Source organism: Comamonas sp. Tr-654, from assembly GCF_011752915.1.
Classification (GTDB): Bacteria; Pseudomonadota; Gammaproteobacteria; order Burkholderiales; family Burkholderiaceae_C; genus Comamonas.
Map to the genome: position 1 here is coordinate 530,032 of NZ_VWWQ01000001.1, position 14,220 is coordinate 544,251.

The 14,220-nt window shown below is 64.1% G+C and carries 10 protein-coding genes; 3 read left to right on the forward strand and 7 right to left on the reverse strand.

Annotated elements, in window-relative coordinates:
* Nucleotides 1-37 precede the first annotated feature (37 nt).
* Nucleotides 38-1,822 carry an ATP-binding protein gene (locus F3J24_RS02325; protein ID WP_167002370.1) on the reverse strand — a complete coding sequence of 595 codons (1,785 nt, stop codon included), beginning with the start codon at nt 1,820-1,822 and terminating at the stop codon, nt 38-40.
* Nucleotides 1,822-2,496, reverse strand: a complete 675-nt coding sequence (locus F3J24_RS02330; protein ID WP_167002372.1) for a response regulator — start codon at nt 2,494-2,496, stop codon at nt 1,822-1,824. Before F3J24_RS02330 ends, F3J24_RS02325 begins: the two co-directional genes overlap by 1 nt.
* Nucleotides 2,497-2,680: 184 nt before the next feature.
* On the opposite strand from F3J24_RS02330, the gene F3J24_RS02335 reads away from it, so the two are divergent.
* The 3 genes from F3J24_RS02335 (at nt 2,681) to F3J24_RS02345 (ending at nt 5,428) form a co-directional block, all read left to right on the forward strand.
* Nucleotides 2,681-4,099: a prolipoprotein diacylglyceryl transferase family protein gene (locus tag F3J24_RS02335; RefSeq protein WP_167002374.1), complete on the forward strand. Its 1,419-nt coding sequence runs from the start codon at nt 2,681-2,683 to the stop codon at nt 4,097-4,099.
* Nucleotides 4,100-4,122: 23 nt separating this feature from the next.
* Entirely contained in the window at nt 4,123-5,001 is an 879-nt protein-coding gene (gene dsbG / locus F3J24_RS02340) for a thiol:disulfide interchange protein DsbG (protein WP_167002375.1), read from the forward strand.
* Nucleotides 5,002-5,077: 76 nt separating this feature from the next.
* Nucleotides 5,078-5,428, forward strand: a complete 351-nt coding sequence (locus F3J24_RS02345; protein ID WP_167002377.1) for a hypothetical protein — start codon at nt 5,078-5,080, stop codon at nt 5,426-5,428.
* Nucleotides 5,429-5,451: 23 nt separating this feature from the next.
* Here the strand turns inward: F3J24_RS02345 and F3J24_RS02350 are convergent, their stop codons facing one another.
* The 5 genes from F3J24_RS02350 to F3J24_RS02370 all read right to left on the reverse strand — a co-directional run bounded on the left by F3J24_RS02350 (nt 5,452) and on the right by F3J24_RS02370 (nt 14,219).
* Nucleotides 5,452-6,498 carry a patatin-like phospholipase family protein gene (locus tag F3J24_RS02350; protein ID WP_167002379.1) on the reverse strand — a complete coding sequence of 349 codons (1,047 nt, stop codon included), beginning with the start codon at nt 6,496-6,498 and terminating at the stop codon, nt 5,452-5,454.
* Between the two features lie 30 nt (nt 6,499-6,528).
* On the reverse strand, nt 6,529-8,655 hold the full coding sequence (gene ligA, locus F3J24_RS02355; RefSeq protein WP_167002381.1) for an NAD-dependent DNA ligase LigA: 2,127 nt from the start codon (nt 8,653-8,655) through the stop codon (nt 6,529-6,531).
* Nucleotides 8,656-8,719: 64 nt separating this feature from the next.
* Nucleotides 8,720-10,075 carry a cell division protein FtsZ gene (locus tag F3J24_RS02360; protein WP_167002383.1) on the reverse strand — a complete coding sequence of 452 codons (1,356 nt, stop codon included), beginning with the start codon at nt 10,073-10,075 and terminating at the stop codon, nt 8,720-8,722.
* A 37-nt stretch (nt 10,076-10,112) separates the two neighbouring features.
* Entirely contained in the window at nt 10,113-13,640 is a 3,528-nt protein-coding gene (gene smc / locus F3J24_RS02365; protein ID WP_167002385.1) for a chromosome segregation protein SMC, read from the reverse strand.
* A 249-nt stretch (nt 13,641-13,889) separates the two neighbouring features.
* Nucleotides 13,890-14,219, reverse strand: a complete 330-nt coding sequence (locus F3J24_RS02370; protein WP_167002387.1) for a YnfA family protein — start codon at nt 14,217-14,219, stop codon at nt 13,890-13,892.
* Between the last annotated feature and the right edge of the window lies 1 nt (nt 14,220).

The window sequence follows — 14,220 nt, forward strand, 5'->3', positions numbered from 1 at the left end:
AATGCCGCTGGCAATTGGCTGCCGCTGCAGGACCCGGCTAATCGGGCAATGCCGCACGGGGCCTGACCGGCAGGCATAAACGCGCCACCAGCCCCGTCGCCGCAGGCTCCGCCTGGCCGTTCTGCTGCCGCCATTGCGCCAGGGGCAGCAATTCCAGCTCACCGCCGCCGCTCTGCGCGATGCGCTGCACGATCGCCAGCCCCAGGCCGCTGCCATGTGCCTGATGCTGCTTGCGCCAGAAGCGCTGGGTCGCCACGGCACAATCCTCGCTGCTCAGCCCGGGGCCATGATCGATTACCGTGAACTCCAGATAACCGCAGGGATTGGCAGGCGTTGCCTGCAGCTTGTCGGCATCAGGCTGCACCGGCTGCGAAACATGACGCAGACCAAGCAGCACTGAAGATTCGCCAGGCCCTGCGTCTGCCGGCTGCCCATAGTGCAAGGCGTTCTCCATCAGATTGCGCAATGCCGACACCAGCAGGGGCTGAGGCAGGGCCACGCGCAAAGCCTGCAGCCGGGCATCCCCCAAGTCCTGATCTGGCGACCAGCGCAAGCGCTGCGATCCCAAGGGAATGGCCGTAGCAGTCAGCTCCCGGGCCTTTTCCAGAGCCTCCCAGGCACAGGCCGGCTCGCTTCGGAAGCCACAGTCTTCCTCAGCTGCCGGCTGGCAATCCAGCCTGGCCAGCAGCAGCAATTGCTCCAGCGTGTGCTGCAAATGCTCCACCCCCTGTCCCGCCTGCTCCAGGGCCTGCCGGGTCATCTGCCACTGCGTGGTCTGCGAAACAGGCCTGGAAGCAATCCCTGGGTTTCCGGCAGGCGACTGTTCCGTCAACGCCACCATCTGTTCGCCCGCATGGGCCACCGCCATCTGCGCCACCTGCACATGGGTTTTGACGGCTGTCAGCGGAGTGCGCAGCTCATGGGCGGCATCGTCGCTCCAGCGGCGCTCGCGCTCGATGGCTCGGTGCACGCGCTGCAGCAGGTGATTGATGGTCTGCACCAGCGGCGCCAGCTCCCTGACCTGCCGGCCTTGTGCCACAGGAGAGTCGTCACCGGGCGGACGCTGGCTCAACTCCTGGCGCAGCGACTCCAGCGGCCGCAGGCCGCGCGTCACGCCCCACCACATCAGCACCATGCTGGCCAGCAGTGCCAGCACAAAGGGCAGGATGATGGTGTAGGCAAAGCCATGAATCAGGCCCTCGCGCACATCGATGCGGTCGGCCGTGGCAATGCGCACGCCATGCTCCTCGAGCACATAGGTACGCCAGGGCTTTCCGCCTTTGGTGATGCTCGAGAACCCCAGCAGCAGCGGCCCCTGGAAGCTGGGTGCGCCAGCGGTGCGGGCCAATACCTGAGAATCGCCGGGTTCGACCCCATGGCCGGATTCGGCAGTCCCGCCAGGGTCGGCACTGGCAGTCTTTGCAGCCCTGACACGCGGCACATCCAGCGGAGATGCAGGAATCAGGGCCGGACGTGCACCCGCATTGCCCTCTTCCACACCGGTCACTGCATCAGCGGCGGCATCCATGCCACCTGGCGCGGGGGCGGTCTGCACCTCACTGCGAATCATGCTGACCTCGCAGGCCACGCCATCGCGTGCCACCACATTGAGCATGGGGCCCCAGTCCTCAGGACTGGCGTTATGGGGTTTGAACTGATGGACGATGCCCGCCACCATGCGGGCCGAGGCGATCAGCCGGTCGTCCAGCACCGAGCGCAGCTCCTGTCGCATGTCGGCAAACATCCAGGCGGCCACGCCACCCCATAGCGTGCACAGCGCCAGACACAGCCAGACCAGCAGGCGCACGCGCAGACTGCGCATCAGCGCCCGCCCCCTTGCACACGCCCCAACCTGAAGCCCACGCCACGCACGGTCTCCACCATGTCCGAGCCCAGCTTGCGGCGCAGGTGATGCACATGCACGTTCACGGCATTGCTCTCCACATCGAGGCTGTAGCCATAGAGGCTGTCGCGCAGTTGCTCCAGACTCAGCACGCGCCCCGGAGACTGCAGCAGCGCACGCAGCAGCGCCCACTCCCGGCGCGACAAATCCACGGCACAGCCCTCGCGCATGGCCTGGCCGGCAGCCAGATCCACCTTGACATCGCCCAACATGATCCAGTCCACGGTACGTCCCGCAGCACGGCGCAGCAACGCATGCAGTCGCGCCGCCAGCTCGTGCAGATCGAAAGGCTTGACCAGATAGTCGTCGGCCCCGGTCTGCAAGCCTTCGATACGTTGACCCACTGCATCGCGTGCGGTCAACACCAGCACAGGCAGCGCCAGCCCCTGGCTGCGCCAGCGCGCCAGCAGATGCAGACCATCCTCATCAGGCAGACCCAGATCGAGCACACACACGTCAAAGTGGGAGGATTTGAGCGCCGCATCGGCCTGGCTGGCGCAACCCACCACGTCCACACCAAAGCCCTGTAGCTGCAGGCCCGCCTTCACCCCGCTGGCGACCAAAGCGTTATCTTCCACTAACAGCACATGCATTTTTTCATTGCGCAACCGCCGCCCCGACCACTGTTTCCAGCGACTGGGCAAGTGTTGCGCGTCTTGTTTATCCGAATCGGGCGAGCATCGCAGATTTGTCTTTTCGCAGCGTTAACCCCTGCTTAATCCCTTGCACTCAGGATCACGGCCAGCCCCACCCAGCAACGCCCGCACCCGCTCGCTCATGTTTCTTCGCTTCATCGCAGTCCAAGCTCTGCTTTCAGTCCTGCTGCTGACTGGCTCGGCCGCGTGGTCACAGCCGCTGAGCGCGCCCAGCCTGAGCGCTGGCAAATCCGCTGCGCAATCCTTGATTCTGGGTGCGGAACAGGCTTTTGCACTGATGCCACCAGAGCAAAGCACTATCAGGACAGAGGCCAATGGCCGCCGACTGCTGGAACTGCACTGGACTATTGCCCCCGGCCATTACCTCTACCGCGAGCAGCTGCGCCTGCGCGATGCGCTGGGCCAGGCGCTGCCGCTGCAGATTCCTCGGGGGCAGTCGCTGGACGATGCTTTTTTTGGCAAGGTTCAAGTCTTTCATCAGGAGCTGCGCGTTCGGGCCGCGCTGCCCGAGAGACCCGAGCAGTGGCCGCTGAAATTGCAGTGGCAGGGTTGCGCCGAGGCCGGCATCTGCTACCCGGTGCAGCAGCAGAGCATCAGGGCCGCTCAGATGGACCTGGACAAGACGGCCCAGGCAACTGCACCGGCCCCTGTCAATACCAAAGCTGCTTCAGCCAGCCCACTGCAGGCACTGGCACTGCCGGCCAGTGTGCTGATCGGCCCTCTTGCCTTTCCCAGCATGGCACTCGCCACGTTTGTGGCCATGTTTGCAAGCCAGTGGTGGGCGAGGCGCAAGCAGCGCCAGGGCGGTCAGCCCATGGAGGCCCTTCTGCTGCATGCCACGCTGGCAGGGCTGCTGGCGGCACGTGCAGCCTATGTAGTTCAATGGTGGCCCGAGTACTGGTCGTCCGTGAGCGCATCTGCCGCCGGCGCGTTGCAGATCCTGGATATTCGCGATGGCGGCTGGAACCTCTGGGCCGGGCTGCTGGCGGCAGCTCTCTGGGCGATCTGGAGCGCTCGCAAGCAAGCACCGCTGAGACGGGGCGTGCTGCAGTCCCTGTGCCTGGGTGCTGTCATCCTCCTAGCCGCCCACGCACTGCGCAACTGGGTAGAGCCACCCCAGCCCCCGCTCCCCGCGCTGACACTGGTCAGCGCTGGCGCTCAGCCCACAGACCTGCGCAGCTATCGGGGCCAGGCTCTGGTCGTCAACCTCTGGGCCAGCTGGTGCCCGCCCTGCAAGCGTGAAATGCCGGTACTGGCCCAGGCGCAAAAAGACCATCCCGAGGTGCGTTTCATCTGGATCAACCAGGGCGAGGACGCAGCTACCGTGCTGCGCTATCTGCAATCCATGCCCTTGCCCGTCGCCCAGGTGCTGCTGGACCCGGAGCAGCTCGCTGGCCGGCACTGGCAGCAGCGCAGCTTGCCATCCACCTATTTCTATGACGCGAACGGGCAGCTCCGCTCCATGCGCATGGGTGAACTCTCGCGTGCCAGCCTGGCAGAACAGCTGAGCAGCATCGCCCCTGCTCGACTTGCTCCATGACTCAACACTGAAAAAGGTTTATCGTGCTCCGCCCACTGTCGCTGTCGCGCCCGCTTTCTGCATTGATTCTTCCCGTGCTCGCTGCCATTGCCGCTACCGTGGTCACCGTGGCCCAAGCCCGCGATGTGATTGCCGCCAGCAAGGCCGCCGCAAGCAGTATTGCAGCCGGCGATCTGCCATCCGCACAGTTCCTGGCCGAACAGGGCCTGCAGATCGTGGGCCCCATGCAAAGCTCCGGTGGCCTCAAGGCCTGGGCCGCCTACCGCGATCAGCAGCCGATTCCCATCTACCGCATGCCTGACGGCAGGCACTGGGTGATCGGCACCGTCATCGACGCCCAGGGCAAGGATGTGAACGCCAAGGCATTGCAGAGCGCGGTACAACAGCCCATGGGTCAGGAACTCTGGGCCGATCTGGAAAACACCCGCTGGATTGCCGATGGCAAGCCTGATGCCCCTCGCATCGCCTATGTGTTCACCGACCCCAACTGCCCCTATTGCAACCAGCTCTGGCGCGAAGCAAGGCCGCTTGTGCAGGCAGGCCAGTTGCAGCTGCGCCATATTCTGGTCGGCATGCTACGTCCCAGCAGCCAGGGCAAGGCCGCTGCCATTCTGGGCTCCCGGGCTCCGGAGCAGGCTCTGGCCAGCCACGCCATGGCCTATGCCGATGCCCACGGCAAAAATCCCGATGCCCTTGGCATTGCACCGCTGCAGCGCATCCCTGTGTCGGCCCGCGATGCGCTTGCCAATAACGCCACGCTGATGAGCAGTGCGGGCTTGCGCGCCACGCCCGTGACGATCTGGAAGAACGCCCAGGGTCTGGTGCAGATCCGCACCGGCATGCCGCCGGGGCTGCTGGACGAATTGCTCGAGAAAGCCCCAGGCAAGTCAAGCCCTCAATAAGAGCCGAATTGCCTTGAAACCCATGCACCGACTACGCAGGCAGCTATTATCACGGTAGCAAATCTATACAAGCACCATGAACCGCCCTGACTGGAACACCCTGCTGCCGGCCCTGAGCCCCGCCACCCGCATCGTGCTGCACGCCCCCAGTCCGCAAGCGCTGGCCCGCGCACGCGGTAATTTCAAGAACCTGAAAGCCGCCAACCCCGAGCTGGAAGTCTGGATCGTCGTCAACGCCCAGGCTGTGCAAGCCGTGCTGGACCAGCCGGACGATCTGGGCCCGGCATTGGCGCATGTTCTGCTATGCCCCAACACGCTCAGAAACAACGGCCTCAGTGCCCCCGAAAACATTCAGGTGCTGCCCATGGGCGCCGTTGAAGCCATCGCCCGCATGCAACAGGGTGGCTGGACCTATATCCGCAGCTGAGCGGGTGGGAGCCCGATTCGGGACTACAGCCCCCAGTCCCTGAGCGCAGGCAGCGCCAGCTGGGTTGCGGCATAGCCTTCGTCGATGGACTCGCGCCCACGGTAGAAATCCATCAGTCCGACATGCGAGAGACGCGGCGCTATCAGCACCTCGGCCGGGTCTCCCGCCATGCGGCTGCGCGTGATGCGCATCTGCATGATGTTGACACTGGCCATGACCACATTGAGCAACGAGGGCACGGGCAAGGAGTCCTCACCCTCGTCAAATCCTTCCCCCTTGCGCCCTCTACGCATGACAGTCGAGGACAGCGTCTTCACGCTGGTCATGCTGCGCTTCCAGGCCCCTGTCCAGCCGAGCGGCGAACCGTTCGCTGCAAGCGCTTCGGGAATCTGGCCCAACGGCAGCGGAGGCTCCTCGTCTTCCGTATGCAGTGTCGAGACCTTGAGCTCGCGACCGTGCATCCTGAGCTCGCTCTCGCCCATGTCCGAAGCCCTCATATGCCTGCGCATGATGTCGGCATTCAGATCGACGGCAATGACAATATCCGCACCCATGGCGCGCGCCAGCGAGACCGGGACAGGATTGACCAGGCCGCCGTCGACCAACAATCGCCCTTCGCGCATCACCGGGGTGAACAGTCCGGGCAAGGCGATGGAGGCGCGCACGGCCTCGGCAATCGAGCCCTTGCGCAGCCAGACTTCGGCGCCCGTCTGCAGGTCGGTGGCCACGCAGCCGAACGGCGCACCCAGCTCCTCCACGGTCTCCTGCACAAAATTCTCGCGCCAGAACTCAATGATCTTCTCGCCCTTGAGCAGGCCACCGCCCAGATTGAAGTCCATGAAGCCGAAGACCTTGCGCCTGCCCAGGCCCAGCACCCAGCTCTCGAAGGCATCCATCTCGCCGGCCGCGTAGGTTGCACCGACCAGCGAACCAATGGAAGTGCCGCAGATGATGTCGGGGCTGACGCCTGCCTCGCGCAGCGCGCGCAACACGCCAAAATGCGCCCAGCCTCTCGCAGAGCCGCTGCCCAGGGCCAGGCCCACCACGGGTTTGCGTCGCAATTTGTTCATAAGGCCTTCCCTGCCACTTTCACAGATGGTTCAACCGGGCTGTTCGCCCCGCAGCAATGCCAGCATCCCTGCCTCGTCCAGCACAGGCACGCCCAGCTCCTCGGCCTTGGCCAGCTTGCTGCCGGCCTCTGCCCCTGCCACCACATAGCTGGTTTTTTTACTGACCGAACCCGAGACCTTGGCACCCGCTGCCTCCAGCATGTCCTTGGCCACGTCGCGGCCCAGTGTGGGCAAGGTGCCGGTCAGCACCACAGTCAGTCCGGCCAGAATCTGGGGCGCTTTCTCGGCCGGCTCGCCTTCTTCCCAGTGCACGCCGCAGGCGCGCAACTGCTCCACCACCTCACGGTTATGGGGCTGGGCAAAAAAGGTGTGAATGCTGTCGGCCACCACCGGCCCCACATCCTTGACCTGTAGCAACTCCTCCACGCTGGCGTCCATGATGGCATCGAGCTTGCCGAAATGCTTGGCCAGATCCCTGGCCGTGGACTCGCCCACATTGCGGATGCCCAACCCAAACAGAAAGCGCTGCAGCGTGGTGCTCTTGGATTTCTCCAGGGCCGCCAGCACGTTCTGGGCCGACTTCTCGGCCATGCGCTCCAGCGCCGCCAGCGAGCTCAGGCCCAGTCTGTAAAGGTCTGGCAACACGCGTACCACCTGACCATCCACGAGCTGATCGACCAGCTTGTCGCCCAGGCCTTCGATATCCATGGCGCGGCGATGCGCAAAGTGCAAGATGGCCTCCTTGCGCTGCGCGCCGCAGAACAGACCGCCCGTGCAACGGTGATTGGCCTCGCCTTTTTCTCGTACCACCGCACTGCCGCAGATGGGACAGGTCCTGGGCATGCGGAAGTTGGGCACGTAAACCGGCCGCTCGCCCGGCACCCGCCCCACCACCTCGGGGATCACATCGCCCGCTCGGCGCACTATGACCTGGTCGCCCACGCGCACGCCCTTCTTTCGAATGTCGAACAGATTGGACAAGGTGGCATTGGTCACCACCACACCGCCCACCTGCACCGGGGCCAGGCGCGCCACAGGCGTGAGCTTGCCCGTGCGCCCCACCTGCACGTCGATGGCTTCCATCAGCGTAGGCATCTCCTGAGCGGGGTATTTGTGTGCCACGGCCCAGCGCGGCTCGCGCGACTTGAAGCCTAGCTGACGCTGCAAGGCCAGGCTGTTGACCTTGTAGACCACGCCGTCGATTTCATAGGGAAGATTGGCGCGCTCGGCGCCGATGCGCTGATGAAACGCGACCAGCTCGGAAGCGCCCAATGCCAGACTGACCTGCGGTGCAACCGGAAACCCCCAGGATCTCAGCGTCTGCAGCATGGCGTAGTGCGTGCCGAAGTCCGGCCCGCCCAGCTCTGGCGGCGTGATCTCGCCCAGGCCGTAGGCGAAGAACGACAGCGGGCGCTGGGCCGCGATATTCGAGTCGAGCTGACGCACCGAGCCAGCTGCCGCATTGCGTGGGTTGGCAAAAGTCTTGGCACCAGCAGCCTGCTGGCGCGCATTGAGCTTTTCCAGATCGGCCTTGGCCATATGCACCTCGCCACGCACCTCCACCACAGGCGGCACATTGCGATCTGCGGGCAGGGACAGCGGAATCTGGCGAATGGTACGGATATTGTGGGTGACGTCCTCCCCCACCTCGCCATCGCCGCGCGTGGTGGCCTGCACCAGGCGGCCGTTTTCATAACGCAGATTCATGGCCAGACCGTCGAACTTGGGTTCGGCCACATACTCGATGGCGGCTGCGGATGCATCCAGTCCCAGCTCTTTGCGCACGCGCTGGTCAAAGGCAATCGCGCCCGTGGCCTCGTTGTCGGTCTCGGTCTGAATGCTGAGCATGGGCACGGCATGGCGCACGGGCGTCAGGCCATCCAGCACCGCGCCGATCACGCGTTGCGTGGGCGAGTCCGGGGTGACGAGGGCCGGGTAAGCGCCTTCGAGGGCTTCCAGTTGCTGATAGACACGGTCGTACTCGCCATCAGGCACCGTGGGTGCATCGAGCACATAGTACTCATGTGCCCATTGCCGCAGCTGCGCGCGCAATGCAGCCACCTTGCTCGTCACGCTCTCCGGAACCCCCGCATTGATAGCAGCCGGCGCTTTCTGGCCTTGGGGTTCAGCGGAAAAAAGGTCTAAATTCTCGGTCATGCTCTGCCCGCTGGAATTTCACGGTCTGGGATAAAAAAGGCCAACATCGTTGGCCCTGTTTGTTTTAGCTGAAAAGCCTTCTGGCGAGAAGCGATCCGGCCGACAGCTCTGCGCTGTCGAGCTTGTCGTACAGCAGCTCCAGGTCATGCTGAATCGGATCCAGCGCCGAGACCGGCAGCAGATAGCCATTCTGGTCGCAGAGCACGCCGTCCATGGTCTGGCACAGCTGCTCCGCCACCTGGCGCAGACGCGCAAACGGCTGCTGCCCGCGCGGCACCTGGGCCACATCCAGGCTGAGCAGGAATTCGCGCACGACGGACTGGTCCAGATCGTCGCCCATGGCGGCCTGGGGGTCGTAGTTCAGCACCAGCACGGGCGGCAGGCCCTGAATGGGCGAGGCAAGCACCATTCGGCCCGGCATTGGTGTGATGACAAAGCCCAGGCGCTGCGCATTCTGCTGCACATAACCGGCACTCCAGGATGCCTGACGCGCCCGCAGCATAAAGCTCAGTTGAGCATCATGCTCGCTGGCGAACTGATCGAGCTCGCGCGCCCGCGAGACTTCGTTGAGCATATTGGGCACGTCGGCCATGGCGCCCAGCGCATCGGCAAAGCGCTGGACCTTGGTGACGAACTCCGAGAACTCGATCTCGTTGAGCGCACCGGTACGGTTGGCCAGTTGCACCCCGGCCTGAAAACCCAGATAGCGCTGACCGGTCTGCAGCGGCTCCCACTGCTTGCTTGCCTGATTCATGCCTTCGATGGCAAAAGGCTTGTTGCCGGCACGGCGGGTGCTGGGCTGGGCCTGCAGAGCCACTTCGCCAGGAACGATCTGCGCCACCGTGACAGGCGCGATCGCATCGATCAGCGCATCCAGATGGCCGCGGCGCTCCACGGACGAGGCAGGAGGAATCGAAACGGCCAGAGGAGCGTCCGTCAACACGGGCTCCACAGCCTGCGCGGCCTGCTCAGTCACGGCAGCAATGGCAGCATCCGTGCGCTGAGCGGTCGCCTCTTGCATCGCCCCAGCGTGCGCGGATTCGGCCAGCTCGGCTTTCTGCTGGGCGGCAGCCAGGGCTTCCTGGCGCTGTGCTTCTTCATGGGCTTCGCGCGCCACGAGTCGGGCCAGCTCGGCATCGGCTTCGGCAAAGCGCCCCGCAGACTCCGGCATCTGCAGAGGCTCGGTGCCGGGAATGGCATTGCCGAAATCGCCTAGCACGGGCTCGTGCTGGTACTTGGTCAGATCCGCGCCATGACCGACCGTGTTCATACCGGGTTCGAGACGCTGAGGATCTGTGCTTTCTTCCTCGGGCTCTGCCCGCTTGGGAGCATTGCGACGCGCAGTCCAGGAGTTGTAGGCAACGATCAGCGCCAACAGCACCACACCCAGGACGGCCAGACTGATTTGCAAGTTACTCATGTGAGAAAACGGTTCTTCAATAGGAGGATGACCGGGCTCAGGATAGCTCAGCCATGGAGAGGGCGGACTCCATGTCCACCGCAACAATTCGTGAAACGCCCTGCTCCTGCATGGTCACGCCGATCAACTGCTCCGCCATTTCCATGGCGATCTTGTTGTGGCTGATGAACAGGAACTGGGTTCCCTTGCTCATGCTGTGAACCAGCTTGGCATAGCGCTCGGTGTTCGCATCGTCCAGCGGCGCATCCACTTCGTCCAGCAGACAGAAAGGTGCAGGGTTGAGCTGGAAGATGGCAAACACCAGCGCAATCGCGGTCAAGGCCTTTTCGCCGCCCGAGAGCAAGTGAATGGTCTGGTTCTTCTTGCCGGGCGGCTGGGCAATCACCTGCACGCCGGCGTCGAGGATTTCGTCGCCCGTAATCACCAGCTTGGCCTGACCGCCGCCGAACAGCTCGGGGAACATGCGGCCGAAGTGACGATTGACGATATCGAAGGTGCCGGTCAGCAGATCCCGCGTTTCGGCATCGATCTTGCGGATTGCCTCTTCCAGGGTATTCATGGCCTTGGTCAGATCGTCCATCTGCGCATCGAGGAAGGTCTTGCGCTCGCGTGCCAGGGTCAGCTCGTCGAGCGCGGCCAGATTCACCGCCCCCAGGGCCTGAATTTCCCGATGCAGACGATCGATCTCGCCCTGCAGCCCGTGAAGACGCACATTGCCCTCGGCAATGGATTGCGACACCGCCGCCAGATCGGCGTTGGCCTCGGTCAGCAGATTGCTATATTGCTCCAGGCCCAGGCGCGCAGCCTGCTCCTTGAGCTGGAATTCGGTGATGCGCTGGCGCAGCGGATCCAGCGCCTTTTCCAGGCTCTGGCGGCGCTCGTCACTGGCGCGCAGCTTGTTCGTCAGATCCTCATATTCGCTGCGGCGCTCGGCAACGTCCTTTTCGCGCTGCATCTTCAGGTCCAGCGCATCCTGCAGACCGCCCTGCGCTGCCGCATCGGACAGGCGGGCCAGTTCGTCCTGGGCACGCTGCTGCTCATCGGCCAGCGATCTGGTTTGCTGGCTGGCGGTTTCAATGGTGCGAGACAGCTCCGCGCGACGCGCGTGCAGCGTGCGCTGCGAGAAGGTCGCTTCCTGGGCCTGACGCTCCAGGCTGCGTAGCTGCTCGCGCGACTCGTTCAAGCGACGCTCGGCATCCAGCACCCGATCGCCCAGCTGGGCATGGCGCTCCTGGCTGTCGGCCAGTTGCATGTCCAGCTCCTCGAAGCGCGCTTCGGCAGCCACCTTGCGCTCTTCGATATCGGAGAGCTGGGCTTCGACTTCGGACAGATCCGCCGCGATCTGCGCATTGCGGGCGCGCGCCTGCTCGGCCAGCTGCGACAGCCGCAGGGTTTCGACCTGCAGCTCATGGGCTCGGCTTTGCGACTCGCTCGCTTCGCGGCGCGCGGACACCAGGCGCTGCGAGGCATCGGCATAGGCGCTTTCGGCGCGCACCAGGGCAGAGCGCGACTCATCGGCAATCAGTGACTGGGCGCGGACTTCCTTCTCGAGATGCTCGATCTCCTGCGCCCGCGCCAGCAGACCCGATTGCTCGGAATCCTGGGCATAGAAGGTCACGCTGTGCGCAGTCACCGCATGGCCTGTGGGCACATAGATGGTCTCGCCGGCCTGCAGATCAGCGCGCTTGGCCAGGGCCTCGTCGAGTGTGGGCGCGGTATAGCAGCCCGTCAGCCAGTCCACCAGCACGGTGCGCAGGCCGGCATCGCTGATCTTGAGCAGATCGCTGAGACGCGCAAAGCGCGCCGCTGCCGAGGCACCGGGAGCCTGAGCCTGGCTGAAGAAGGCCAGCCTCGCTGGCGGAGCATCCTGCCCACCCGAGCCCAGAAAACCACGCACCATGTCGAGGCGACCGACCTCCAGAGCCCCCAGACGTTCGCGCAGCGCAGCTTCCAGCGCGTTTTCCCAGCCCGATTCGATGGCAATGCGGCTCCACAGCCCCTGCAAGCCGTCCAGCCCATGCTTGGCCAGCCAGGGCTGGAGCTTGCCATCGGTCTTGACCTTTTCCTGCAAGGCTTTCAGAGCCTCCAGCCGCGCCGACAGATCGGCATGGCGGCTGTTCTCGGCATTCAATGCCTGCTGACGCGCACGCCGATCCTCGTCGAGCTGCGGCACGCTGTCCTGCAATTCGTTGAGCACGGCATCCGCCATCTCGGCCAGCTCCTGGGCCTCGGCCAGCTGCGCCTGCAAATTGTTCAGACGTGCCTCGTCCGGCGTCTCCAGCGCATTGCGGTCGGTCCGCAAACGCTCGTAACGGGTTTCGAACTGGCGACGCTGCTCGTCCAGGCTGCGCTGCTCGGCGGCCAGCACCTGAATCTGCTGCTGCACCTGTACCACGGAGTTGCGCTGCTCTGCATCCGCCTTCTGCGCCTTGTGCCAAGCTTCTTCCAGGTCGGGCAGACGACCGCTTTGCTCCTCAAGCTGCGCGGCCAGCATCTCGGCCTGCTCCTCGGCATCCATGCCCGCGCCTTCGATGTTCTCGATTTCGCCCTGGGCCTCTTCGCTGCGGCTGCGCCAAAGCAGTAGCTGCTCTGCCAGTTGCTGCAGGCGCTGCTGCACGCGCTGGCGGCCTTCGACCACATAACGAATCTCGGCTTCCAGCTTGCCGACCTCGGCCGTGGCTTCATAGAGCTTGCTCTGTGCCTGATTGACCTGATCGCTGGCGTCGTAGTGCGATTGGCGCAGGGTCTCGAGTCCGCTTTCATTGTTGCGGATATCGGCCATGCGCTCTTCGAGCTCGTTGACGACCTGGAGACCTTCGACACGCACGCGGTCCTGCTCGGCCTCGGCCTCGGCCCGCTTCATGAACCACAGCTGATGCTGCTTGAGCGTGACCTGGGCGTTCAGGCCGTTGTACTTGGCCGCAACTTCGGCCTGCTTTTCCAGCTTGTCCAGATTGGCATTGAGTTCGCGCAGAATGTCTTCCACACGGGTGAGATTCTCGGTCGTGGCCGAGAGGCGGTTTTCCGTCTCACGACGACGCTCCTTGTACTTGGAAACCCCGGCCGCCTCCTCGAGGAACAGGCGCAGCTCTTCGGGGCGCGACTCGATGATGCGGCTGATCGTGCCCTGCCCGATGATGGCGTAGGCGCGCGGTCCCAGACCCGTGCCCAGAAACACGTCCTGCACGTCGCGGCGACGCACGGGCTGGTTGTTGATGAAGTAGCTGCTATTGCCTTCGCGCGTGAGCACGCGCTTGACGGCGATTTCGCCGAACTGGCCCCACTGGCCGCCCGCGCGATGGTCGCTGTTGTCGAAGGTCAGCTCCACACTGGCGCGGCTGGACGGCTTGCGATGCGTGGTGCCGTTAAAGATCACGTCCTGCATGGACTCGCCACGCAACTCACTGGCCTTGCTCTCGCCCAGCACCCAGCGCACTGCATCCATGATGTTGGACTTGCCGCAACCGTTGGGTCCCACCACACCCACCATCTGCCCCGGCAGAATGAAATTGGTGGGCTCGGCAAAGGATTTGAAGCCGGAGAGCTTGATGGAATTCAGGCGCACAGTGTCAGTGTCGGTCTAGAAGCTGGCCTGCAAAGGCTTGTGGTGGGGAAGAGAAGCGCCAACAGCAACGGCAGCCATGCAAAGCCTCAAGGCCCTGCCCGTGCTCGCAACCATTAGCAGAAGGGAATCATAACGCGGCCTGCCCCTTCGTCAGCCAAGATTGCTGCATACACACAAACCATAGCTGCCTGTGCTTGTGCGCCAATGGCTGGAGGCGGATTTCAAGCGCTAAACCTGCCGAGGGTTGCCTCAGGCGCGCGGCTGAAAGGCGATCAGCCCGGCCCCCAGCAGGCAGACGGCAACTCCCGCCATATCCCAGGCACTGGGTTTGATGCCATCGACCAGCCACAGCCATAGAAGCGCCATGCTGATGTAGATGCCGCCATAGGCGGCATAGATGCGGCCCGAGGCCGAGGGATGCAAAGTCAGCAGCCAGACAAACAATGCCAGGCTGGCCGCTGCAGGCAGCAGCAACCAGGCGCTGTAGCCCTGCTTGAGCCAGAGCCAGGGCAGATAGCAGCCCACGATCTCCGCCACGGCGGTCAAGGCAAACAGCAGCAAGGTCTTGATTTCAGGCAAT